Annotated in this window: 15 protein-coding genes; 11 read left to right on the forward strand and 4 right to left on the reverse strand. The window is 52.3% G+C overall.

Translation table 11 applies throughout. The annotated features are described in order from the left end of the window. The first annotated feature begins 56 nt into the window (after positions 1-56). The 4 genes from H9Q13_RS11400 to H9Q13_RS11415 all read left to right on the forward strand — a co-directional run bounded on the left by H9Q13_RS11400 (position 57) and on the right by H9Q13_RS11415 (position 3630). Positions 57-1538 (forward strand): helix-turn-helix domain-containing protein, encoded by a 1482-nt coding sequence (locus H9Q13_RS11400; RefSeq protein ID WP_191183922.1) that lies wholly within the window; start codon positions 57-59, stop codon positions 1536-1538. A gap of 69 nt (positions 1539-1607) precedes the next feature. Beyond that, positions 1608-3173, forward strand: coding sequence for an exodeoxyribonuclease VII large subunit (gene xseA / locus H9Q13_RS11405; protein ID WP_191183923.1), 1566 nt, complete (start codon positions 1608-1610; stop codon positions 3171-3173). Next, positions 3163-3426 carry an exodeoxyribonuclease VII small subunit gene (gene xseB, locus H9Q13_RS11410; RefSeq protein ID WP_191183924.1) on the forward strand — a complete coding sequence of 88 codons (264 nt, stop codon included), beginning with the start codon at positions 3163-3165 and terminating at the stop codon, positions 3424-3426. Before xseA ends, xseB begins: the two co-directional genes overlap by 11 nt. A gap of 12 nt (positions 3427-3438) precedes the next feature. After that, entirely contained in the window at positions 3439-3630 is a 192-nt protein-coding gene (locus tag H9Q13_RS11415) for a hypothetical protein (RefSeq protein ID WP_191183925.1), read from the forward strand. Between the two features lie 89 nt (positions 3631-3719). Here H9Q13_RS11415 and H9Q13_RS11420 read toward each other — a convergent pair whose 3' ends face one another. After that, positions 3720-5927 (reverse strand): bifunctional alpha,alpha-trehalose-phosphate synthase (UDP-forming)/trehalose-phosphatase, encoded by a 2208-nt coding sequence (locus H9Q13_RS11420; RefSeq protein WP_191183926.1) that lies wholly within the window; start codon positions 5925-5927, stop codon positions 3720-3722. A 283-nt stretch (positions 5928-6210) separates the two neighbouring features. Here H9Q13_RS11420 and H9Q13_RS11425 point away from each other — a divergent pair, with 283 nt between their 5' ends. Next, positions 6211-7293, forward strand: coding sequence for a mechanosensitive ion channel family protein (locus H9Q13_RS11425; RefSeq protein ID WP_191183927.1), 1083 nt, complete (start codon positions 6211-6213; stop codon positions 7291-7293). Positions 7294-7335: 42 nt separating this feature from the next. Further along, positions 7336-7935 carry a DUF2179 domain-containing protein gene (locus tag H9Q13_RS11430; RefSeq protein ID WP_191183928.1) on the forward strand — a complete coding sequence of 200 codons (600 nt, stop codon included), beginning with the start codon at positions 7336-7338 and terminating at the stop codon, positions 7933-7935. Positions 7936-8032: 97 nt separating this feature from the next. On the opposite strand, the gene glgB is transcribed toward H9Q13_RS11430, so the two are convergent. Genes glgB through H9Q13_RS11445 form a run of 3 tightly spaced genes read right to left on the reverse strand, consistent with a single transcriptional unit; the run spans position 8033 to position 15744 of the window. Next, on the reverse strand, positions 8033-10381 hold the full coding sequence (gene glgB, locus H9Q13_RS11435) for a 1,4-alpha-glucan branching protein GlgB (protein WP_191183929.1): 2349 nt from the start codon (positions 10379-10381) through the stop codon (positions 8033-8035). Further along, entirely contained in the window at positions 10374-13706 is a 3333-nt protein-coding gene (treS, locus tag H9Q13_RS11440; protein ID WP_191183956.1) for a maltose alpha-D-glucosyltransferase, read from the reverse strand. The genes glgB and treS overlap by 8 nt, the downstream gene beginning before the upstream one ends. A 16-nt stretch (positions 13707-13722) precedes the next feature. Then, positions 13723-15744 (reverse strand): alpha-1,4-glucan--maltose-1-phosphate maltosyltransferase, encoded by a 2022-nt coding sequence (locus H9Q13_RS11445; RefSeq protein WP_191183930.1) that lies wholly within the window; start codon positions 15742-15744, stop codon positions 13723-13725. Between the two features lie 221 nt (positions 15745-15965). On the opposite strand from H9Q13_RS11445, the gene treZ reads away from it, so the two are divergent. From treZ to H9Q13_RS11470, 5 genes are all read left to right on the forward strand, one after another. After that, positions 15966-17810 carry a malto-oligosyltrehalose trehalohydrolase gene (treZ, locus tag H9Q13_RS11450; protein ID WP_191183931.1) on the forward strand — a complete coding sequence of 615 codons (1845 nt, stop codon included), beginning with the start codon at positions 15966-15968 and terminating at the stop codon, positions 17808-17810. Between the two features lie 39 nt (positions 17811-17849). Further along, positions 17850-20273, forward strand: coding sequence for a DUF3536 domain-containing protein (locus tag H9Q13_RS11455; protein ID WP_191183932.1), 2424 nt, complete (start codon positions 17850-17852; stop codon positions 20271-20273). A gap of 8 nt (positions 20274-20281) precedes the next feature. Then, positions 20282-23005 carry a malto-oligosyltrehalose synthase gene (treY, locus tag H9Q13_RS11460; RefSeq protein WP_191183933.1) on the forward strand — a complete coding sequence of 908 codons (2724 nt, stop codon included), beginning with the start codon at positions 20282-20284 and terminating at the stop codon, positions 23003-23005. Continuing rightward, the gene (malQ, locus tag H9Q13_RS11465; protein WP_224744236.1) at positions 23002-24510 is read left to right on the forward strand and encodes a 4-alpha-glucanotransferase; all 1509 of its coding nucleotides are present in this window, start codon (positions 23002-23004) and stop codon (positions 24508-24510) included. The genes treY and malQ overlap by 4 nt, the downstream gene beginning before the upstream one ends. A 65-nt stretch (positions 24511-24575) precedes the next feature. Then, positions 24576-24824 carry a hypothetical protein gene (locus tag H9Q13_RS11470; protein WP_224744237.1) on the forward strand — a complete coding sequence of 83 codons (249 nt, stop codon included), beginning with the start codon at positions 24576-24578 and terminating at the stop codon, positions 24822-24824. Positions 24825-24983 lie beyond the last annotated feature (159 nt).

Below are 24983 nucleotides of genomic sequence, written 5' to 3' on the forward strand. Positions count from 1 at the left end.
AGGAAATAATCGCAAAAGACCGTTTATTGGTATTATATCCAGCAAAAACACTGAAAATGAGGCTGCAAGAAGATGTTATCCGGCTCATACTTGGCCTAAAAATCAAGCAATTAAGGACAGATAAAAATATTTCGCTGACAGACCTGGCTAACAAGACAGGAATATCTGTCTCTTACCTGAATGAGATCGAGAAGGGGAAAAAGCACCCCAAGCCGAGTAAGATCGCCGTTATAGCCGATGTGTTGGGCGTAAACTACGATTACCTGGTTTCCCTTCAGCTCAGCAAACGCCTGCAGCCCGTAGGGGAACTGCTACGCTCCAATATTCTCTCGGAGCTGCCGCTGGAGCATTTCGGACTGGACATCAGTCGCCTGCTGGACTTGTTTGCCACTGCGCCTGCCAAGCTGAGTGCCTTCGTGAACACACTGCTGGAAATTTCACGCGCCTTTGACTTGCGGGTAGAGCAATTCTATTTCTCGGCGCTCCGCTCCTACCAGGAACTGCACGACAATTACTTTGAGGAGTTGGAACTGGAGGTAGAGCGTTTTCTGGAGCATTACCAGCTTAGCCCGGATCAAACACCTTCTTACGAACAGCTGGCAGGTATACTCTCTACGGTATTTAACATAAATATCGAAACGGAGACATGGAGTCAATATCCTGAATTGACTCCGCTGCGCTCCGTGTTCATACCGGGGGTGCAGCCGAGGTTGCTGCTCAACCCCAACCTAACAGAGCAGCAGCGCAGTTTTGCGGTGGCTCGCGAGATCGGGTTTCAGGCACTGCAGCTACAACCCAGACCTTATACCTCTACCTGGGTGCGGGTGGGCTCTTTCGAAGAAGTACTCAATAACCTGAAAGCCTCTTACTTTGCGGGAGCCCTGTTGCTGAACCGCGATCGTCTGGTGCAGGACCTGGAGGCGTTTTTTGAACAGCCAACCTGGCAGCCAAAGCTTTTGCTGCAGATTATGGAGAACTATCAGACCTCTCCCGAAACGTTCCTGCACCGGCTCACCTCGCTACTCCCCCGCTTCTTCAACATCAAACAGTTGTTTTTCCTGCGCTTTCACCACGATGCGGGGTCAGACAATTACTCCCTGACCAAAGAATTGCACCTGGCTGGTCTGCACAATCCGCATGCCTCATTCCTGAATGAGCATTACTGCCGCCGCTGGGTTTCGCTGACCCTCTTTCAGGAGTTGGAGCAGCAGAAGCTGTCCGGCAACCTGCGCCAACCCCTAGTAGGTATACAGCGCTCCTCTTACATCAACTCTACCAACGAGTACCTGGTACTGGCACTGGCACAGCCCACCGAAAGTATGAACGGCACCATCAGCATTGGCCTGCTGATCAACGAGAACCTTCGCCGCAAGGTCCGGTTTCTGAACGACCCGGCCATTTTGCAACGCCTCGTAAACGAGACCTGCGAGCGCTGCCCCGCCCTCGACTGCCTGGAGCGCGCCTCGCCCCCCTTGATTTTGGAGAAGCAGCAATGGCAAGAGAAAGTGGTGCAGACACTGGAGGTATTGAAGGACTAAAATCCTTCACTCCGGCTACACCTTTCGCTAAAAAGTCCTATCTTCGGGATTACATTCTTCACCCTGCCCATGGCTCAGTTTAATTTCCGCCAGACAAGCGCCCAACAGGAGTTTCAGGCTCCGCTTTCGCTCTTCGAGCTGCACCAGCAGATTCGGGAGGAACTTGAAATGGCGTTTCCGGAAAGCTATTGGGTGGTGGCGGAAATCTCGCAGGTATCGCCGGACAGGCGCAAAGGCCACTGCTACCTCAACCTGGTGGACAAAGGCGACGACCCGCGCGGCGCTTTGCAGGCGCAGGCCCGGGCCACCATCTGGAGTGCCCGCTACCAAATGCTGGGGCGCTATTTTGAGGAGAAAACGGGGCAACCGCTCAAAGCCGGGCTCAAGATTCTTTTCCAGGCCAATGTGCGCTTCCATGAGCTGTATGGCATGAGCCTCGACATCGTGAACATCGATGCCAACTATACCATCGGCGACCTGGCCCGGCAACGGCAGGAAACCCTGAAGCGACTCGAGGCAGAAGGACTGTTGATAGCCAACAAAGCACTGCAACTGCCAATGGCACCGCAACGGCTGGCCATCGTTTCTTCCGCCTCAGCCGCCGGCTACCAGGATTTTATCCACCAACTGGGCAACAACGCCTATGGCTATACCTTCAGCACCACGCTGTTCCCCGCCATCGTGCAGGGCAACGAGGCCCCAGCTTCCATTGCCAAAGCCATGGTACTGATTGCCAGGTATAGCCACCTGTTCGATGCCGTTGTGGTGATACGCGGAGGAGGCTCACAGACGGATCTGGGTTGTTTCGATGACTACAGGGTAGCAGCTGCCATTGGCCACTCGCCCCTGCCAGTGATAACAGGTATAGGCCACGAGCGCGATGAAAGCATTGCCGACCTGGTGGCGCATACCCGCCAGAAAACCCCGACCGCTGTTGCCAATTTCCTGATCGACCTGTGCCGGGAAGTGGAGGTAGAGGTCGTGAGTCTTTATGACAGCATCTACATGCTCTCGGCCCAATCGCTGCGTTTGTCCACGGACAGGCTGGAGCGGCAAAGCCTGAAGCTCTCGAACCTGACCAATGGCTACCTGCAAAAAGGCCGCGAACGGCTGGAGCATTTTTCCAAAAGCCTGCTGCTCAAGCCCAAGAATTTCCTAGATAGCCAGAAACACCTGCTGCGTGACAAAGAACAGCTGATCAGGGCCTATACCAAAGACCTGCTGCACCTGCGCGGCAAGGAACTCGGTGAGCTGACCCTTTGTGTGGAAGGTATAGGGCAACGCTGGCTGCACCTAAAGGAGCAAGACCTCATCAAATTGGTGCACTGCGTGGAGACCGAGGCTAAGGGCAAACTCAAGCGCAGCCAGATGGCTTTTGTAAAGCACAGCGACCGGATACAGTATGGCGCCCAAAGAAGTTTAACCACAGACAAGCACCGGCTTGATATGCTGGAAGCACGCATTCAGGCCAACGACCCGGAAAAGCTGCTGCTGCGTGGCTATACCCTGACACTCATCAACGGGAAGATCATCAAGTACATGAACCAGGTGAAGGAGGGAGATGTAATGGAGACACGCCTGCAGGATGGCAGGGTGCATAGTTTGGTTGTAAACAAAGACAATAATGACGAATAAAGACATAAACAAAATGACTTACCGCGAAGCCACCCAGGAACTGGAGGAGATTCTGCGGGCTATTGAAAGCGACGCCGTAGACGTGGATGAACTAACCCAAAAGGTCCAGCGTTCCTCCCTGCTGATAAAATTTTGCAAGGATAAACTGCGCAGCGCCGAAAACGCCATCAACCAGGTGTTCAATGAGGAGAACTGCGAAGAGCCTGCCTCGAAGCCTGAGAAAGGCAGCAGTGGGAACGGAACTTTGTTTTAATAAGGTATAGCAATGAAAAAAATATACCCCTTTCTGATTGTGGCTGCCTTTGGGTTAATGATCTTCAACATAGCCCGCATCGACTATACTGCCCTGCCTTCACAGGAGAACCTTATGGTATACATTGCCCTGGCGAGCAATGCCCTTATTCTGGCTTCCTTATCAATTTCCTATTATAGGTATAGAAAGTATAACAGACTTTAGCTAAGCCCCTCAAAACTACTCTGTAGACGACAAAAAAAAAACTCCCCAGCCTGCTGAGCAGGCTGGGGAGTTTTTGTGCAATTAACCGATTACTGAAGCTCTTTGGGCGTCTTTTTCTGTTTGAGATGCACCAGGCGAGAAAGCAATCTGCGGGCTTCTTCGCAGGTATCGATATGGTACTTGGCCACCGAGTGCGAATTACCGATTTTGACGGTGTAGGCCTCGCGTGGCATTGCCTTGAAGATGTCCTCATCGCCCCAGTCGTCGCCGATGGCCAGCACGAAGTCATGCGGGTACATGTTCAGCCAGTAACTGGTCGCCTTGCCTTTGCTGACCTCTTGCGCTTTGATTTCCACAGCCATCTGTCCATCCAAAACCTGCAGGTTGCTGTTGGTAGCCAAAAAGTTGAGGTGGCTCACCAGTTCACGGGCACGCAACTCGCCCAAGCCTGTCTCCACTCGGCGGTAGTGCCAAACCAGGGAGTATTCTTTCTCTTCAATAAAGGAACCGGGGGTACGGTCTACGTACAGGTCGAGTATCAGCCTGATATCGGTTTTCCAGTCGTCTATGAGGCTGGTCATAGTCTGCCATCCTGTACCGCGCTGCTTTATCCAGACACCGTGCTCTGCTATCAGGTCGATGTTGAGGTGGCCCAGCCATCGTTGCATGTTGTCCTTCTCGCGGCTGCTGATCACGATGACCCTGTTCTTCGGGTTGCTGCTCAGCACCTGCAAGAGCTCCAGCAGATCCTCGTCCGGCGCTGCCATTAGCGGCCGGTTATGGTAATCGACCAGCGCTCCGTCATACTCCAGGAAGAACAGGCGAGAACTGGCCTCCTCATAGGAGTTGCTGAGTTCCTGGTAGGTGGCTTCGTCCAGGTAAGTAGTCGCCATAGACAGCTGCTTGATCTTGACATAGGACAGGCGGTCCATGAACATGCTCACCCAGTGATGGATGTTATACCTGCGCAGCGAATCCTGCATATGCTGCATGTGCTGTTTCTGCATGTCTTCGGGCATGGTGAGGGCCGTGTGCAGTGTTTCTACCAGTTGGTTGATGTCGTTGGGGTTGATGAGCAACGCCTCAGAAAGTTCTTTAGATGCCCCGGCCATTTCGCTCAATATCAGCACCCCGGTCTGGTCCAATTTGCTGGCCACGTATTCTTTGCACACCAGGTTCATCCCATCGCGCATTGGGGTTACCAGCGCCACATCGGCCATGCGGTAAAAGGCGGATAAAGTCTCGAGCGGGTAAGAGCGGTAGAAATACTGGATCGGGTTCCAGTTCATGTGGCTGTATTCGCCATTGATACGGCCCACCAGTTCGTCCACCTCCTCTTTCAACTCCTTGTACTTCTCCACAGCATCCCGCGACGGCACAACCAGCATCACCAGCGTTACCTTCTCATGAAACTCAGGGTAGCGTTTCAGGAAAAGCTCAAAAGCCTGTAAGCGCTGCGGTATACCTTTGGAGTAGTCCAGGCGGTCGATGGAGAGGATGATCTTCTTGGAATGCAGGTTGTTGCGGTACATTTTCTCCCGCTTTTTCACTTCCTCGCTGTCGGCTGTCTGCTCATACTTCTCATAGTCAATGCCCATCGGGAAAGAGTCGACCAGCAAGGACCTGTTGCCGGTGTTAATCCAGCCATGGGTACTGCCGTGCCCCACAAGTCGGTTCACGGAGCTAAGAAAGTGTCGCATGTCGTCGTAGGTATGGAAGCCGATCAGGTCGGAGCCCAGCATACCTTCCAGTAGCTCTTTGCGCCATGGCAGGAGACGGAAAACCTCATAAGAAGGAAATGGAATGTGCTGGAAGAATCCGATGGTGGTGTCGGGAAGTTTCTCGCGCAGCATGGAGGGCAGCAACAGCAGTTGGTAGTCGTGTACCCAGATGGTGTCATCCGGTTCAGCCACTTTCATCACCTCGTCGCAATACTTTTGATTCACCTCTACATAGGTCTCCCAGAGTTGCTGCTCATAAATGGCGTACTGGCTAAAGTAGTGAAACGTGGGCCAAAGGGTCTCGTTGCTGAAGCCCTCATAAAACTCTTTGATTTCTTTTTCTGTCAGGAAAACCGGGTGCATGTTCTGTCCATGCAGATTCTCGACAATGTCTTCTTGCTGATCTGTTTCCTCTACGACCATGCCAGGCCAGCCAATCCAAAGGTTGTTTTTCTTTTTGTAAATGGATCCTAGCCCAGTGGCCAGGCCGCCTTCACTCGGTTTGAAGTCTAGTCTGCCCTCTTTTTCCTGAAGCTTAACGGGAAGTCTGTTTGATACGATGATCAATTTCGCCATGTGTGTTATACCTTAAATCAGGCAATCTGCAGCAACGCCTAAGGATGGTAGATCGTTGCACCAGCGTCTGGATTAAATGTTCTTTTAAACTGATTGATACAGGCAGTCTTTCCTATCATACGCAATTATGATACAGACGTTTTCTCTATATAGTAAACTATCTATAAATATCAAATACCCCGCTGGTTATATAACTAAGTAGGCCAATTTTGAGTAACAATCCTTTTGATTAGCCAATACCGCCTGTTCAGGTATAGCTTACCCCGGACAGGCCATTCTACTTATGAACAGAGTCTCCAAATTTATTTCAGAACTCGATCAGTTGGCCTTGGGCCTGCTGATATTGGGTATCGGCGTGGTGGTAGGTATAGTTGTCAAATTTGTGGTTTTCTGGCTTCTGAACCTCTACAACCGCAAGGCCAATCCACAACTGATGGCTTCCCTGACCCGCCACCTGGACCGCCCACTCACTTTTTTCATCCCCTTGCTCTTTGCGGCCTTTGTGCTCAACTCAGCGCCCTTCACACCCGAGCAGCACCAGTTTTTCAGACGCATTATTGAGATTCTGAACATCGCCGGTTTCGGCTGGATCCTGTTGCATCTGGTGTATGTGGTGCAGGACATGGTGCGTCTCAAATACAATATTACCAAAGAGGACAATTACCGAGAACGCCGGCTCATCACACAGCTGCAGTTCATCAAAAAGCTGTCGATTGTGCTCATTATTTTTATCAGTGTATCACTTATTCTGCTCACTTTTGAACCGGTGCGCAAGTTGGGTACCGGTATGCTTACCTCGGCAGGTATAGCGGGTGTCATTGTGGGTTTTGCGGCGCAGCGTTCGCTCTCCAACTTACTGGCGGGCTTGCAGATAGCCTTTACGCAGCCCATCCGGATTGATGACGTGCTGGTGCTGGAAGGAGAATTTGGCCGGGTAGAAGAAATAACCCTGACCTATGTGGTACTGCGCATCTGGGATAACCGCCGCCTCGTGCTGCCGCTTAATTATTTCATCGAAAAGCCTTTTCAGAACTGGACCCGCACCGGCTCCGACATCCTGGCCACGGTATACCTATACCTGGATTATACCGCACCTATCGCAAAAATAAGGAAGGAGTTTGAGCGCATTGTGGAGGCATCGCCGCTGTGGGATCGGAAAGTACAGAACCTGCAGGTAACTGACGCCAAAGAGAAGACATTGGAACTGCGGATGATGGTGAGTGCCCCCGGTTCAGCCACCGCCTGGGATTTACGCTGTCATATCCGTGAGAATCTCATTACCTATATCCAGGAGCATTGCCCGGAAGCCCTGCCCAAGGTACGGGCAGAATTAGGCCCGGAAACCATTTGGGGCCGAAGTCAGTAACAGCATCACATTTAGCCAATAGCCCAAAGGGCAAACCAACACATGGATTACTTCAATGGAATTGACCCCGATCTGTTAAATTGGGTCATTATACCTATCCTTATCTTTCTCGCCCGCATTGTGGACGTAACGCTGGGCACCTTGCGCATTGTTTTCATCTCTAAGGGCAACAAAGTAATTGCTCCATTATTGGGTTTTGTGGAGGTGCTCATCTGGCTCGTGGCCATTACCCAGGTGATGCAAAACCTAAGCAACTTCGTTTCTTACTTTGCCTGGGCCGCCGGATTTGCCACCGGTAATTTCCTGGGGCTTCGAATTGAACAGAAGTTGGCACTCGGCCAGATGGTCGTTCGTGTAATCACTGTAGAGTCTGCCGATGAATTGATTGACCGGCTGGCCGGCCGGGGCTACCGCCTGACCAGTGTAGATGCCAAAGGTACCCGTGGTAAAGTTAACCTCCTCTTTATGGTTGTAAAACGCAAGAAATTGCAGGAGGTCATCAACATTATTCGCGACTACAACCCAAATGCCTTTTACTCGGTTGAGGATGTGCGATCTGTTTCAGGAACCGAAATCCCGGAAGAGGAAATAGAGCGCAAAAGCAGTTTCAGGAAGTTCTTCCCAGTGCGTAAGGGGAAGTAGAGTCAGGTTTCTCCCCAAAATCTATACAGCAAAAAAGAGCGTCTGCCCATACCTGTGCAAACGCTCTTCCTAAAAATATCTTTACAACGAACCAACTCTATGGCTGGTACTTAAAGTATACCACAGCCATAGGAGGCAACTTCAGCGTGATCGAATAATCATGCCCATGGAAAGAATCAGGTATAGCCTGCAGCGCACCGTGGTTGTGAAAGTTGCTCCCCCCGAAGTGACTGTCATCGCTGTTGAACACCTCTACCCAGCTATTTCCCATTGGAACGCCTAAACGGTAATGCTCATGTACGCCCGGCGTAAAATTGCAGACGACTAATATCTGATCTTCTGGCCTGTCGCCCTTGCGTAAAAAACTAACCACGCTATTATGAGCATCGTTGAAGTCGATCCACTCGAAACCTTGCGGCTCGAAACTGTGGGCATATAGTGCGGGCTCCTGCTGATATAAGTGGTTGAGCGCTCGGATCAATTCCTGCACACCAGCATGGTACCCATACTGCAGCAGATGCCAATCCAGACTGCTGTCATGATTCCATTCGCTGCTCTGTGCCATCTCACCACCCATAAACATGAGTTTAGCCCCGGGGTGGGCATACATGTAGGCGTAGAGCGCCCGCAGGTTGGCGAAAGCCTGCCATTCATCTCCCGGCATTTTCCGGATCAAGGCACCTTTGCCGTGCACCACCTCATCATGCGAAAGCGGTAGCATAAAGCGCTCCGTAAAAGCATAGATTATGCTGAAGGTGATATCGCCCTGGTGATGTCGGCGGTATACCGGGTCTTTGGAGAAATAGTTCAGCGTGTCGTGCATCCAGCCCATCATCCACTTCATGTCAAAGCCAAGCCCGCCTTCTTCTACCTTTCCGGTCACCTGCGGCCAGGCCGTTGACTCCTCTGCAATGGTGAGTACTTCCGGAAATTTCTCGTGCACAGCCTGGTTAAAATCTTTGAGCAGGGAAATCGCTTCCAGGTTCTCGCGTCCGCCATGCTCGTTCGGAATCCACTCATCGTGCTTGCGGCTATAGTCCAGGTATAGCATAGAGGCTACGGCGTCTACCCGCAAGCCATCCACATGGTATTTATCGAGCCAGAAGAGCGCATTACTGATCAGGAAAGAGCGGACCTCATTGCGGCCGTAGTTGAAAATGTAGCTGTTCCAGTCCGGGTGGTAGCCTTTGCGCGGGTCGGCGTGCTCGAACAGGTGCGTGCCGTCAAAGTAGGCCAGGCCGTGCTCATCGGATGGGAAGTGCGAGGGCACCCAGTCCATAATCACACCTATACCTTCGCGGTGCAGACAGTCGATCAGGTACATCAGGTCCTCAGGCGAGCCGTAAGTACTGGCCGCCGCAAAGTACCCTGTAATCTGGTATCCCCACGAGCCATTGAAAGGATGGTGCATCACCGGCATAAACTCCACATGCGTAAAGCCCAGATCCTTGACATAAGCCGGCAGTTCCTCCGCCAATTCGCGGTAAGTCAGCGGCCGGTTGTTGTCCTCAGGCTTTCGGCGCCAGGAGCCCACATGCAGTTCGTAAACCGAATAGGGCTGTGCTTGGCCGTGACGTGCCTGACGCTGCTCCAGCCAGCCATTATCCTCCCAGGTATGGTGCAACTCGTGCACCACCGAGGCAGTTTGGGGTGGCTTTTCACGGCGCAGGGCAAAAGGGTCGCTTTTCTCGACATGGTACATGTGGTAGCGCGACTTAATGTGGTATTTGTACAGCATCCCCGCCTGCACCTCCGGTATAAAGCCTTCCCATATACCAGAGCCATCGACCCGTACCTGCAGCTGGTGGCTTTCACGGTTCCAGTGGTTGAAGTCGCCCATTACAGCGACCTGCTCGGCATTGGGCGCCCATACTGCAAAGTAGGCTCCTTTCGTGCCTTGCCGCTCCATAAGGTGCGAGCCCAGTTTTTCGTACAGGGTATAGTGGCGGCCTTCGCGGAACAGGTAAATGTCAAATTCGGACAAAAGGCTGGTGTCGTAAAATACTGGCCCTGTCTGTTGCTGCGTAGCCTGTGCGATGGCCGGCACAGGCGCTGTCGATAGTCCCATCTCTTTGGCTTCTGTCTCTGTTGCCTTCGTCTTGGATTCTGTCGCTTTCCCTCTCTTTGGTTTGGCAGCAGTTGTCTGTGCGGCAGGGGTCTCTGACGTTGCTTTGGGTGGACGGCCTCGCGTTGGCTTACTGGCAACTCCCTGCGCAGTTTCGTTCGACTCCTGGGTCAATGATTTTTTAGGTCTTCCCCGCTTAGCCGGAACGGTACCCGACTGCTCTTGCTCTCTCGCTATACCTGGCTCTTTTTCAGTTCTCTTGCGTCCAGCTTTTTTGCTGGAAGCCATACCTTCGTTCGCGGCCTTGCTGGCACCAGTTTCCATACCTGTTCCCATGCCGGGGTTTTGCTGTGTGTTCTCCTGTTCCTTTTTCTTAGCCATTCCGATATTTCCTCATGATGTACTTTATGCCCCTGATCGGGATGAGCACCCAATCCGGACGGTTGTTCAGTTCATAACCCAACTCGTAGATCGCCTTCTCGAGCAGGAAAGTCTCCATCAGTATCTCAAAATCCTCCTCCTTTTCCGGCACGACGCCAGTTCCAAGCGTTTTGCCCAAGTAGGTATGCATAAAGAAGCCACTGGCGTAGTGGTACCATTGTTCGGCCCATTCTTCCAGGTAAGCGCTGTCCTCTTTTCGGAAGCTGTCCTGCTGGAAGAGTGCGCTGTAAGCAGCATAGTGGAACGAGCGGATCATACCGGCCACGTCGCGGAGTGGGGAACGCTTTAAGCGACGCTCACTGAACGAACGGGCGGGCTCCCCTTCAAAATCGATGATGACAAAATCACGACCTGTGAACAATACCTGTCCCAGATGGTAGTCGCCATGGGTGCGTATTTTCATCGTGTCGATCTTGCGGCTGAATATCTTTTTGAGCCTTTCCAACACCTCCTGGCGCATTTGAAGTACTTCCTCCGCTTCGGCTCTTACGGCCTCCGGCAGGTTGGGCAAATGCTTGCGCAAACTGTCAAAATTGCTACGCACCAGCGAGGTCAGGGAAGAGTATAGGGAGCGCTGATAGTGCAGCGAAAAATCTTCCGGTGCAAAGTCCTTTGACGTGTTGATATTGGCCAGGGCCAGATGCATTTCGGCGGTGCGTTGTCCCAGCAACTCAATCCGTTCGACAGATGCCCCGCCCAGTTGCAGCTGCATGTGTTCCGGAGCCTCCGAAAACTGAACTGGCCGCGCCAATGTGCCAGTCGTGTCAACGTGCTCAATATGTTCCCGATGTGTTTGCAGTCTTTCAAAAAACCGTTTGAGCGAGTCCTCCATGTATACCCAAGCGTCCCCCTGGTTCGGTACCAGTTCCTGCAGCATCACCAGCACCATCGGTGGTTTGCCGCCTTCCTCATGTTCAATGGAGCCCAGGAACATGGGCACATTCGGAAAATTCACGTCAGTGAGCGCCTGCACGATCTCCACATCGGGGTTCATGGTACGGTCCAGTTTACGGTATACCTTCAGGAAGAACTGGTTATCGTAAAGTACAGAAGTATTGCTCTGTTCAGCCCCGAGTATTTTGGAAGGGAGCGGGTGTCCGATTTCCTTTAATTTAGAAGCGATGTTGCGACTGCCTGAGCCCACTATTTCAGCACCGTCCACTTTGTGGCGCTTGCGCTTGGCCATCATGTTGAGCAAAAGCTGACGGTACTCTTCGGAGTAAACCGCGTCGTAGAGTATACCTTCTTTGCCATCCATACTCACGCGGGCAATCACGCTGTTGGGGTGGTTCGAAATAAGCTCTTCTTCCTGTTCGTCACTGGCAAAGGCAATCGGCAGTTGGTACAGCTCGGGCAGGCCCTCGTTGTAGCTCACCTCAATAAACAAAAGCGAAGCAGCGAATCGGCCCGCCGTCATGGGCGTATTGCTCACCACCTGCATGCGCTGTATGGTGCGGGCCTTGCCCCCGAACCAGCGACGCTTCATGATGTAAGGTGGCAGCACTTTGTTTTCCAGTGTCTTTAATGATCGGGCAGGCAAGGTATGGCTCAGAGCTGGCAGCTGCATGGCTGGCTTCTGCATGTCAAGTCCTTCCCTACCACTCACCTCCTGCGGCTGCAACTCAAACCAGTAGTAGCCGTGCGCTGCCATCGTGAACAGGTAGGTATCGTCTTTCACCTGCGGGAATTTGTTGCGACTGAACACCTCCACGGGCACATAGCCTTTAAACTCCGGCAACTCCAGCTCTACCGCCTCCGGGAAGCGTGACAAGTTTGCAATTACCAGGATATTCTCGTCCTGGTAAGATCGCACGAAAGCCAGCACTTTGGAGTTGGTGGGGTTCAAAAACTGCATGGTGCCCCGGCCAAAGGCCTTGTAGCGCTTCCGCATGTTGATTACGCGGCGCATCCACCACAGCAAAGAGCTGCTGTTGTGCTGCTGTGTCTCTACGTTTACCGACTCATACTTATACTCCGGGTCGATGATCACGGGTAGGTATAGCTTCTGCGGGTTGGCTGAAGAAAAGCCTGCGTTGCGGTTGTCGTTCCACTGCATGGGGGTGCGCACACCATCGCGGTCTCCCAGGTAGTAGTTGTCCCCCATGCCTATTTCATCGCCATAATATACCACAGGCGTACCGCGCATCGAGAAGAGCAGCACGTTCATGAGCTCTATTCTGGCACGGTCGTTCCCCAAAAGTGGCGACAGTCGGTGGCGTATACCCAAATTAATCTTGGCCATCGGGTCGCGGGTATACACCTTGTACATGTAGTCGCGCTCCTCGTCGGTCACCATCTCAAGCGTGAGCTCGTCGTGGTTTCGGAGAAACATGGCCCACTGGCAGGTCTCAGGTATAGCGGGTGTCTGGGCGAAAATATCGATGATCGGGTACCGGTCTTCCATTTTCACCGACATGAACAGGCGGGGCATGATCGGGAAGTGGTAGTTCATGTGGCACTCGTCGCCGTTACCAAAGTATGACGCCGAATCCTCGGGCCACATGTTGGCCTCCGCCAGCAGCAGCTTGCCTTGGTACTTGCTGTCTACGTGGGCACGCAGCTTTTTCAGGAAATCATGCGTTTCGGGCAGGTTCTCGCAGTTGGTGCCGTCGCGCTCAAACAGGTAAGGTACCGCATCCAGACGGAATCCATCCACGCCCATATCGAACCAAAAGTCCAACATCTTGAACACTTCCTTCTGCACATCAGGGTTATCGTAATTCAGGTCGGGCTGGTGATGGAAGAAACGATGCCAGTAGTACTGCTCCGCCACAGGATCCCAGGTCCAGTTGCTCGGTTCGTAGTCGGTGAAAATGATGCGAACATCTTTGTACTGCGCCGGATTATCAGTCCACACATAAAAGTTGCGGTACTTGGACCCCTTCTTGGCGCGACGTGCCCGCTGAAACCAGGGGTGCTGGTCGGAGGTATGATTGATCACCAACTCCGTAATTACCTTAAGTCCACGGCGATGCGCCTCCTTCACAAACAGCTTGAAATCCTGCATGTTGCCATAGCTCGGATTGATGCTGTAGTAATCGGCGATGTCGTAGCCATCGTCTTTCAGCGGAGAAGGGTAAAAAGGCAAAAGCCAGATAGCCGTTACGCCTAGGTCCTCCAGGTAATCCAGTTTCTGCATCAGGCCTTTAAAATCGCCTATTCCATCGCCATTGCCATCCATAAAGGCTTTGATGTGCAGCTCGTAAATGATGGCGTCTTTGTACCAGTGAATGTTGTCGTCGAGAAGGGTGTTGTCCTCTGCCATATAGTTTTTTTCAGTTTTATTCGTGTTTGCCGTGGTCTTCTGGTAACCAAGTGTCGTCGAGACTGTCATGGCCCATGCCCGGTGAAGCTGTTTCGATGCGGAAAACATGGACGGGCATTTCGTGGGGGCGAAGCTCTACATAATTCCACTCATTGGTCCATGTGTATTTGTGCTCGGTCATCAGGTCGTGCACCATGTATTGCTGGTTGTCAGGCATTTTCAAATCATGGAGCGGCACCTGCACCCAGCCGGCTTGCGTGTTGTGCGGGTCTAGGTTGACGACCATGAGCATTTTGTTCTTTCGGCTGTCGTCCCATTTGGCATAGCAGAGCAGTTGTGAGTTGTCCGTTTCGCCAAAGGCAATGTTCCAGGTGGTTTGCAGGGCCGGGTTCACCTGCCGTATTTTATTTATTTTGGTGATGACCTCCCTGATTTTCGTCAGCTTGCCCCAATCCCAGTGCATGATTTCGTACTTCTCCGAATTCCAGTACTCTTCCTTGCCCTGTACGGCTTCGTTTATGCCGAACTCATACACTGGTCCGTACATTCCATAGTTCGAGGACAGCGTGGCGGCCATTACCACACGGGTAATGTGCGCCGGCTCCCCCCCCGTCTGCAATTCATGGGGCAGGATATCGGGCGTGTTCGGCCAGAAGTTCGGGCGGTAGAAATCGCGCATTTCGGTTTGCGTGAGTTCGTGCATATATTCCTTGATCTCGGCAGCGGTGTTGCGCCACGTGAAGTAGGTATAGGACTGCGTGAAACCGATCTTGCCAAGCCGCTCCATGACACGCGGTCGGGTAAATGCCTCTGCCAGGAAAATCACCTGCGGGTACTGCTGCCGTACCTCCTTGATCATCCACTCCCAAAAACTGAAAGGTTTCGTGTGCGGGTTGTCTACCCGAAACACATATACCCCTTGCTCAATCCAGTGGATGACAATGCTTTTGAGCTCCCGCCACAGGTTCTGCCAATCTTCAGTTTCGAAATTTACCGGCAGCACATCCTGGTATTTTTTGGGTGGATTCTCGGCATACTGCACTGTGCCGTCCGGGCGCCACTTAAACCACTGCGGGTGCTCTTTCACATAGGGGTGGTCGGGTGAGCATTGTATGGCAAAGTCTAACGCTACCTCTATGCCGTGCTCGCGGGCGGCATGCACAAAGTTCCGGAAATCCTCTTCGTTGCCCAGTTCAGGTAGGATCGCTTTGTGCCCACCGGTTTCAGCGCCAATCGCCCAAGGGGAGCCCGGCTCACCCGGCTGGGAGGTTACGGAGTTGTTTTTCCCTTTCCGGAAAGCGAAACCGATCGGGTGGATAGGCGGCAGGTAGATTGTGTCAAACCCCATTTCGGCAATGCGCGGCAAGAGACGCTCACAATCCTGAAAAGTACCATGGCGGCCGTCCGCCTGCGCCGCTGACCTCGGGAAGAATTCGTACCAGGTACTGAAAAGCGCTTTCTGCCGCTCCACTTCCACGGTCAGTATTTTATGGTAGGTCGTTACGTTCTGGCGGTCGCAGCAGGCGTGCATGAGTTCCGACACATCTTCTCCCGTGGCCAGGGCCACAGCATCGGCCACGGAAACGGGGCTGTTGAGCTGCTCGGCCCATTTGCGCAGCCTTTTCTGCTGTCCGGGTTTGGCTGTCGTGGCGGAAGATTGGAGCAGTTGTGCCCCGATCTGCAACTCTACTGTAATATCCTGATTGGCTTCGAATTTTTTCTTGAGTCCTTTTTGCCAGGTATAGAAATGGTCGACCCAACCCTGCAGCGTATACTCAAAAGTCCCCATGCTGTCAGGGGCAAAAGTGGCTTGCCAACGATCGTTTCCCATAAATTTCATGGGTATCTCATTCCATTTCTTCTTTTTGGCGTGGCGGTAGAGCAACACGGCTATTACCTCGTCATGGCCATCTCCAAACACATCTGCGGTTACGGTTACCTCCTCTCCCACTACCCGCTTTATTGGGTATTGCCCACAGTTTACCTGAGGTTTCACGTTTTCGATAACCACCCGTTTGGTTCCTTCCAGTGCTTCCATGTATTGGCTTTTTCCTGTTTAAATTATGATAGCTAATAGGTACTGCATGCGCCGCCAATAGGTTTCGGAGCCAATGCGCTTTCCTGGCAATGCCAGTATACCTACAGGCTATGTTAAGCACTGCATAGCGTTGGTTTGGCCAATAAGCGAGGTCAATCGGCAGAAAAGAACAACCTAATGCCGTATAAGCGAGTTAAAAATCAGGCATAAATGAAAACAAAATGAGCATAACACGAGAGATCGGAGCACATTATGCCCCAGGCAATGGCACCTTGTTCACCGTATGGGCACCTGCAGCGAAGCAGGTAGATGTGGTGCTGAAAGATAACGACCAGATCATACCATTGCAGCGCGAAGCCTTTGGGTACTGGACCGCCCTCGGCGAAGAAGCCGGACCCGGCACACGCTATACCTATCGCCTTGACGAGGAAATGGAACGGCCCGACCCCGCATCGCAGCACCAACCCGATGGCGTGCACCAGGCCTCTGCTGTGGTGGACCATACCAACTTCCAATGGAACGACAAAAACTGGAAGCCCCTGCCGTTGGAGCAACTCCTTATATACGAGTTGCATGTGGGCGCATTTTCAGAAGAAGGCATTTTCCAGGGTGTTATCGGGAAGCTGCCCGAGCTGGTGGACTTGGGTATAACAGCTATTGAAATCATGCCGGTGGCACAATTTCCTGGCAGTCGGAACTGGGGTTACGATGGCGTATTCCCCTCGGCGGTGCAGGAGAGCTACGGCGGTCCTGAAGGATTAAAAAAACTGGTTGATGCTTGCCATGCCGCAGGTATAGCCGTGGTGCTGGATGTGGTGTACAATCACCTGGGCCCGGAAGGAAATTACCTAAACGATTTTGGGCCTTATTTTACCGACAAATACAATACCCCCTGGGGCAAGGCGCTCAATTTTGATGATGCACACAGCGACCATGTGCGCAATTTTTTCATACAGAATGCCCTGATGTGGTTCCGGGATTACCATATTGACGCCCTGCGCCTTGATGCCGTGCACGCCATACTGGATACAGGCGCCAAACACTTTTTGCAGGAACTGCAGGAGCAGGTAGCGCATCTGGAAATGCAGCTTGGCCATCGATGCCTGCTTATCGCCGAAAGCGACCTGAACGATGTCCGACTAATCAATCCAATGGAGAAAGGCGGTTATGGACTGGCTGCGCAGTGGAGCGACGATTTCCATCATGCCGTGCACGCACTGCTTACCGGGGAAGACTCAGGGTATTACAGCGATTTCGGGAAGCTGGAGCAACTGGTGAAAGTGCTGCAGCATGGTTTTGTGTACGACGGGCTCTACTCCGAGCATCGCAAGCGCACTTTCGGCAGCGATGCCACCGCCAACCCGGCCCGCCAGTTTGTGGTGTGTTCCCAAAACCACGACCAGATCGGCAACCGCATGCTCGGCGAGCGACTCACTCAACTGATTTCCTACGACATGCTGAAGGTGGCTGCCGGACTGGTTCTGCTATCCCCTTTTGTGCCGATGCTCTTTATGGGGGAAGAATACGGCGAACAAAACCCTTTCCTATACTTTGTGAGCCACTCCGATAAAGACCTGGTAGAGGCCGTTCGCAAAGGACGCAAAGAAGAGTTCTCATCATTTGCCTGGCAGGGAGAGGCGCCTGACCCGCAATCCGAAGAGACCTTCCGAAAATCGAAGCTGCAGCGCACTTATGAGCACAGCGCGTCTCACCGCCAGCTGCGCGATTTTTACAAGGCGCTCATACAACTCAGAAAGTCCGCCCCGGCTTTGGCGCAGCCCGACAAAGCCCGCCTGCATGTATACGCCGATGATCATACCCATGTCCTGCATTTGATTCACTCCGGCGAAAGCCCTTACCTTTATGCCTTATTTAACATAAGTAATCAACCACAAAAAACAACCATTGTCAAGGAAGTTGGGGCTGCATGGAAGTTGGTGTTGAACTCCAGTGAAAGCAGGTATGGCGGCGCAGTCTCCGACCTACCGCAGGAAATCAATGCTGGGCAGGCCCTCACGTTACCAGCGGCTTCCGTTACCGTATTCCAAAGCAATATCATATTATAACACTGATCCTTCGTCCGTAAACCTTTTGTCTCTAAAAAAATGAACAACTATATCTGCATTCACGGACACTTCTACCAACCGCCACGCGAGAACCCTTGGCTTAACGAAGTAGAGTTGCAGGAGTCCGCCCACCCGTTCCATGACTGGAATGAGCGCATTACAGCGGAATGTTATGCCCGCAACTCGGCTTCCCGAATTCAGAATGGGCACGGGCAGATCGTGGACATCATGAATAACTATGCTCGCATCAGCTTCAACTTCGGCCCTACGCTGCTGGAGTGGATGGAAAAAAAGGCACCCGATATTTACCAGTCCATACTGGATGCTGATAAGGAAAGTCAGAAACGCTTTTCGGGGCATGGAGCAGCCATCGGGCAGGTATACAACCACATGATTATGCCGCTCGCCAACGAGCGCGACCAGCATACGCAAGTAATCTGGGGCATTTATGATTTCCGGAAGCGCTTTGGTCGAGATCCGGAAGGGATGTGGCTGGGCGAAACGGCCGCCAACACCGCCACGCTGGAGGTGCTGGCCGAGCATGGCATCAAGTTCACCATCCTATCACCCTACCAGGCCAAACGCTACCGTAAGATCGATGAGAAGGACTGGCACAATGCGACTGGCGCCAAGATTGATCCGCGGCGCCCCTACCGCTGCACATTGCCCTCGGGTCGCACCATCGCTCTGTTTTTTTATGATGCGCCCGTGTCGCAGGCCATTGCTTTTGAAGGTTTGCTGGAGAGCGGCGAGAAGTTCGCCCAACGCCTTACCTCCACGTTTGACAAGCACAGCATAGAACCGCAACTGATGCACATTGCCACTGACGGCGAAACCTATGGTCACCACCATCGCTTCGGCGAGATGGCCCTATCTTACGCCCTGCACCACATTGAAGAAGAACAGCTGGCCAAAATAACGATCTATGGAGAATACCTGGAACTGTACCCGCCTAAGTACGAAGCTGAAATCATAGAGAACACCTCCTGGAGTTGCATGCATGGCGTGGAGCGCTGGCGCAGCGACTGCGGTTGCCACACTGGCGGCAAGGAGGGTTGGAACCAGGCCTGGCGGGCACCCATCCGCGAAGCGTTTGACTGGGTGAGAGACGAACTGGAATCACTCTTCGAAAAAGAAATGCGCATGCTCGGCGCTGATCCGTGGCAGACCCGCAACAATTACATACAGGTGATAATGGATCGCTCTGAAGACTTTGCCAAGGACTTCATAAACACCCAGACCAACCGCGAACTGAGCAAAGGAGAACAGACAAAATTTCTGAAATTGCTCGAAATGCAGTACCATGCCATGCTCATGTATACGAGTTGCGGTTGGTTTTTTGATGAGGTGACGGGTATCGAAACCATGCAGGACATCCTGTACGCGACACGCGCCCTGCAGCTGGCCGAGGACCTGAGCGGCAATAATTATGAGTCGCAATTTGTGGAGTACCTGCAGAAGGCCAAAAGCAACCTGAAAACGTATGGCGATGCCTCAAAGGCCTATTACAAGATTGTGCAGCCTACTCAGCTCGACCTGCTGCGGGTAGGGGGGCACTATGCCGTGTCGTCCATCTTCACAGACAACCCAGACGAACTACCGCTCTACAGTTACAGAGCCACCTCCGAGTATTATGAGCAACTGGAAGCAGGCCGGCAGAAACTTGCTATCGGCAAGGCCTTTATCCGGTCTAGCGTGACCTGGGAGGAAGTAGATATCACGTTTGGGGTATTGCACATTGGTGACCATCAGTTATTCGGGGGGGTGCGCAAGTTCGTGAGCCCCGATGCCTTTGCCACACTGCATCACGAACTGACAACCGCCTTCGACAAGGGTAATATCACGGAGGTGATCATGCTGCTTGACAAGCATTTTGAGACGCACAGCTACTCTTTCTGGCATTTGTTCCGGGACGATCAGAAAAAGATTCTGGACCAGGTACTCGAACAAACCATGCGATCGCTGGAGCATGATTTCCAACAGGTATACGACAACAACTTCCCGCTCATGGCGGCTATCAAAAACGTGGACATGCAGCTCCCGCGGCCACTGCAAATCACGATTGACTACATCGTAAGCAACCGCCTGCTCGAAGCCTTGACAGCAGAGCGTGTGGACGTGGACGTTGTACTGAGGCTTTTGAGAGAGGTGGAACGCATGGGTGTGAACCTTGATCAGGATGCGGTGAGTTACGCTGCCACCATCCACGTGGAAGAAACCATGGCCCGGCTCGAGGCCAACCCGGACGACTTGGCGGACATGGAGTACCTCTCTGAATTGCTCACTGTCATCAACGGCTCTTCGCTGGAGCCCGAGTACTGGCAGGCGCAGAATATTGCGTTCCGTATCAGGCAGTCAACTTACAAGGAGCACTGCCTTAAAAGGGAGGACGAAGGCCAGAAACATGCGGACTGGTGCGCCAAATTTGAAGCACTCTATGAAAACCTCAACTTAAAGATCTAACACACGATATGGTTTACATTCCATCCTCTACCTATAGACTGCAGCTGTCTCCTAAATTCAAATTAAGGGACCTTAAAAGTATACTGCCATACCTGCGGGAGGTGGGCATCAACACCATTTATGCGGCACCATTTTTCACGGCCCGCCCCGGAAGCGAGCATGGCTATGATGTTACCGACCCGCACCAACTCAACCCCGATGTGGGTACCCTGGAAGAACTGCAGGAAATTGCCCAGGAGCTGAAGGCCCATAGGATGGGCTGGCTACAGGACATTGTGCCCAACCATATGGCCTACCACCCGAACAACGCTTGGCTGATGGATTTACTCGAGAAAGGGCAGAAATCGCGCTTCTATACCTTCTTCGATGTCGACTTCAGCCACCCTGATTTTGATGGGCAGGTGATGGTGCCGTTTCTGGGAGAGGCGCTGCCGGAAGTGGTGAAGCAAAAGCAACTCAAAGTAACGTTCGATGCCCACGGCTTCCGGCTGCACTACTTCGACAATATCTACCCGATCAGTATCGACAGCTATACCTCACTTTTGCGGCAGGTCAGTGATCAACTCAATTCACAACAAGCCAAAGCCACTCTTACTGAACAAGTACAGCAACTGGAAAAGCGCATGACGCAAGACACGCTGGAGCCTGAGGTATGGCAGCAGGGCAAACGAACACTTTACCAAACCGTGCAGGACAACCCAGAGCTGAAGCAAGGTATAGCTAGCGTGTTGCAAAGTATAAATGAGGATGATGCGGCCATGCACCATCTATTGGAGCAACAGTATTATGTGCTCACGCATTGGCAGGAAACTGAAAAGCGCATCAACTACCGCCGCTTCTTCACCGTCAACGATCTGATTTGCACTGGTATGGAGCGGCAGGAAGTATTCGACCATTATCACCAGTTTATCAAAGAGCTATGCATACAAAAGCTGGTACAAGGCCTGCGGGTAGATCACGTCGACGGTCTTTTTGACCCCGACACCTATCTGAAGCGACTGCGCAACCTGGCTGGCGATGAGGTATACCTGGTGGTGGAGAAGATTCTGGAAGGCGAAGAAAACATGCCCGACTACTGGCCAATCGAAGGCAACAGCGGTTACGATTTTCTGGCCTGGGTAAGTAACCTCTATACCGACGCCAATGGCGAGCAAAAACTCACGGAGATCTACCACCGGATGGTGCCTGATGCCCTGCACGACTATGAAAAACTGGTGTATGAGAAAAAACTCATGATACTGGAACACCACATGCAGGGTGAGCTGCAAAACCTGCTGCGTTTGCTCCGCGATTCGGATCTGCTGCCGTCGTTGTCAGATGATAAAGGCTGGCACCACGCCCTGGCTACTTTGCTCGCTTCCTTCCCGGTATATCGTATCTACGGCCATACCTTCCCGTTATCTCCCGCTGCCCTAGAGGTGGTAGAAACAGCCTTTGAAATCGCGCATGAAAAAGCGCCTGAGACCAAAGCCGAGTTAGACCATCTGCGCACTTTGTTTGAGTCAGGGGATAAGGATTCGGAAGAGCAGAGGCGCAGCAAGCTGTATTTTGTCATGCGCAGCCAACAGTTTACGGGGCCGCTGGCAGCGAAGGGCGTCGAGGATACGACCTTTTATAATTACAACCGCCTGCTGGCGCTCAACGAGGTAGGCAACAGCCCCGATGTGTTTCACATCGCACGCCACGATTTTCATGAACTGATGCAGTACCGCCTCAAAACCTATCCGCATTCCATCAATGCCACGGCCACGCACGACACCAAACGCGGCGAAGGGTCTCGCATGCGTCTGCAGGTGCTGAGCGAAATACCTGAGGAGTGGGAGAAGGCAGCAACTAAGTGGATGAGACTGGCCCAAAAGCACATCAAAAAAGGAAGCCCCACTTCAAACGACCTGTACTTCATACTGCAGACTTTGGTAGGTGTCATGCCGATTGATGGGAGTGTGGACGATACCCTGGTCGAACGAGTGCAGGAGTATCTGGTGAAAGCCTTCCGGGAGGCCAAGGTCAACACCAACTGGTCTTCGCCGAACGAGGAATATGAGACGGCTGTGAAAGATCTGGTGAAACAACTCCTGCAGGAGGACGAGGAATTCATGGCTTCCTTCCAGCCATTCTTCCGGAAAGCAGCCCATTTTGGCTGGCTCTACTCTCTCTGCCAGACCCTGCTCAAAACTACCTGCCCGGGTGTACCTGACATCTACCAGGGCTGCGAGCTTTGGGACTTCAGTCTGGTAGACCCTGACAACCGCCGACCAGTGGACTACGACCAAAGGCAACAATTTTTAAAGGAGATCAAAGCAAAAGACAAGCAAAAAGAACTGTTGCAGGAGCTCTTGAAGTCGCCGAATGATGGGAAAGTAAAGCTATACCTGTTGCATAAAGTGCTCCACCTGCGCAACGAATTGAAACAACTTTTCGACAAAGGGAATTACCTGCCCTTGCAACTCAAAGGCAGGTATAGCGAGCATGCCATCGCCTTTGCCCGGCAACGTGAAGGCAATTGGTGCCTGGTGGTGGTCCCACGCCTGCTCACAGGCATCATCTCAGAAAATGAACTGCCGCTTGGTGAAGAAGCATGGGGCGACACAGAGTTGGAATTACCGGCAGATGCGCCGCAGCAATGGAAACAGCTTTTTGGGGATACGCACATGCAAGCGACAAAAGCTATACCTTTGGCAGATCTGTTCGCCTCTTTCCCTGTAGCACTACTAACGTCCACAAACCCATGATCATACCAAAACGAAGTAGCGGTATCCTGCTCCACATCACTTCCCTCCCATCGGCCTATGGTATAGGCGATCTGGGATCGGAGGCCTACAAGTTTGCCGACCTGCTGGCCGAAGCGGGTCAGCGTTACTGGCAGATCCTGCCACTTAACCCAACTGAGATCGGCTCGGGCAACTCACCCTACAGCAGCCACTCAGCCTTTGCAGGCAATCCGCTGCTCATCAGTCCGGAGCGATTGGTGGAAGACGGCCTTTTAGACAAAAAAGACTTACGGGCTGGCGGCGGTTTCGACAAGGCAAAGGTGGATTACCCCAAAGTGGCGGCCTACAAAGTAAAGCTGTTGCGCCTGGCTTACGACAATTTCAAAGAGGGCGAGGCAGGCAAGCTCAAGAGCGAATTCATCCGTTTTCAGGAAGCGCACAAGGAGTGGCTGCCAGACTTCACCTGCTTTGTGGCTTTCAAGCACTATTTTGATCAGGCCCCCTGGAGTGAGTGGCCCGTGAAGGTGCAAACCAGGCAGGATCATGCCATGGAGGCACTGGCAGCCGAACTAAAGGACGAGATAGAGCGGGAGGCATTCTTCCAGTTTCTATTCTACCGACAGTGGGCACAGCTCAAGGCTTACTGCACCTCCAGGGAAATCACTTTCATCGGTGACATGCCCTTTTATGTGAGCCACGACAGCGCCGACGTTTGGGCCCACCGGCATATTTTCAAACTGGACCGGGCCAACATGCCAACTGCGGTATCGGGTGTGCCACCGGACTACTTCAGCGAAACGGGGCAGCTTTGGGGTACGCCCGTATTCGACTGGAAGAAACTGCAAGAGCAGCATTTTGACTGGTGGGTACAGCGTATAGCACATAACCTGGAGCTTTTTGGGTTGCTGCGACTCGACCATTTCCGTGCGTTTTCGGCTTACTGGGAGGTACCTGCCGGCGATAAGACGGCCATGAACGGGAAGTGGGTGAAAACACCGGGAGCTGAACTGCTTACTGTGATCAGGAAGAAGTTTCCTGCCATGCCCATCATTGCCGAAGACCTGGGCGAAATAGACCAACCCGTACGAGACCTGATGGCACAATTTGATTTGCCAGGTATGCGGGTACTGTTGTTTGCCTTTGGCGAGGACCTGCCCGAAAGCCTGTATGCCCCACACCATCACATACAAAACTCCATTGTCTACACAGGCACACACGACAACAGCACTGTGCGGGCCTGGTATGAACATGATGCCAGCCGGGATGACAAAAAACGACTGAGCGACTACAGCGCACAGCGCCTTTCTAAGGAAAATGTCAGTTCTGTGATGGCTAGGTTGGCCTATATGTCGGTTTCGCAACTGGTGGTGTTGCCTATGCAGGATGTGCTGGGGTTGGGCAAAGAAGCGATCATGAACAAGCCTTCTACCGCCAAAGGCAACTGGCAATGGCGTCTGCAACCAGGATCATTCACCAAGACGGTGGCGCATAGACTACGGGAGGAAGTGCAACTATACGGCAGATAGGTCAATATTCATTCTTTTATGTATATTACCAATCTAATATAGCTACACTAACCGAATCCCTTACAATGAATAAGAAACTAACACTTAGCTTATTACTTTTTCTTGCTTGCGTAACTCCTTTGCTGGCACAAATTGAATCTGCATCTGAGGTAACGCAAACAACTGTCATAGAAAAAGGGGTTGGCTTAGGTGCCGTCATCGCTGTGGTTGCTTCCTGGTCACGCAACCAATCTATTCTGTGGGCAATACTCCACGGCATATTCAGCTGGTTTTATGTCATCTACTTCGCCATCACCCGAAACTTTGATAATTAAGAAAAACAGGTATAGCTTATACCTGTTCGGAATGTAAATTTCGTTTAAAATAAAAATCAACAGATACCCCAACCCATAGCGGGGTTCTGTTGATTTTTATTTTTTATTCACGGTATAAATCCTATATTAGTTCAGTGATCGGGTATAGCCCGCGCTAAG

The organism is Pontibacter aquaedesilientis (assembly GCF_014773225.1).
GTDB classification, from domain to species: Bacteria; Bacteroidota; Bacteroidia; order Cytophagales; family Hymenobacteraceae; genus Pontibacter; species Pontibacter aquaedesilientis.

Excerpts from the sequence above, each read along its gene's own strand:
- H9Q13_RS11420 (WP_191183926.1), bottom strand. The coding sequence starts at position 5,927 with ATGGCGAAATTGATCATCGTATCAAACAGACTTCCCGTTAAGCTTCAG.
- malQ (WP_224744236.1), top strand. The coding sequence starts at position 23,002 with ATGATCATACCAAAACGAAGTAGCGGTATCCTGCTCCACATCACTTCC.
- H9Q13_RS11400 (WP_191183922.1), top strand. The coding sequence starts at position 57 with ATGAGGCTGCAAGAAGATGTTATCCGGCTCATACTTGGCCTAAAAATC.
- treZ (WP_191183931.1), top strand. The coding sequence starts at position 15,966 with ATGAGCATAACACGAGAGATCGGAGCACATTATGCCCCAGGCAATGGC.
- glgB (WP_191183929.1), bottom strand. The coding sequence starts at position 10,381 with ATGGCTAAGAAAAAGGAACAGGAGAACACACAGCAAAACCCCGGCATG.
- H9Q13_RS11455 (WP_191183932.1), top strand. The coding sequence starts at position 17,850 with ATGAACAACTATATCTGCATTCACGGACACTTCTACCAACCGCCACGC.
- H9Q13_RS11445 (WP_191183930.1), bottom strand. The coding sequence starts at position 15,744 with ATGGAAGCACTGGAAGGAACCAAACGGGTGGTTATCGAAAACGTGAAA.
- H9Q13_RS11415 (WP_191183925.1), top strand. The coding sequence starts at position 3,439 with ATGAAAAAAATATACCCCTTTCTGATTGTGGCTGCCTTTGGGTTAATG.
- H9Q13_RS11425 (WP_191183927.1), top strand. The coding sequence starts at position 6,211 with ATGAACAGAGTCTCCAAATTTATTTCAGAACTCGATCAGTTGGCCTTG.
- xseB (WP_191183924.1), top strand. The coding sequence starts at position 3,163 with ATGACGAATAAAGACATAAACAAAATGACTTACCGCGAAGCCACCCAG.
- xseA (WP_191183923.1), top strand. The coding sequence starts at position 1,608 with ATGGCTCAGTTTAATTTCCGCCAGACAAGCGCCCAACAGGAGTTTCAG.
- treS (WP_191183956.1), bottom strand. The coding sequence starts at position 13,706 with ATGGCAGAGGACAACACCCTTCTCGACGACAACATTCACTGGTACAAA.
- H9Q13_RS11470 (WP_224744237.1), top strand. The coding sequence starts at position 24,576 with ATGAATAAGAAACTAACACTTAGCTTATTACTTTTTCTTGCTTGCGTA.
- treY (WP_191183933.1), top strand. The coding sequence starts at position 20,282 with ATGGTTTACATTCCATCCTCTACCTATAGACTGCAGCTGTCTCCTAAA.
- H9Q13_RS11430 (WP_191183928.1), top strand. The coding sequence starts at position 7,336 with ATGGATTACTTCAATGGAATTGACCCCGATCTGTTAAATTGGGTCATT.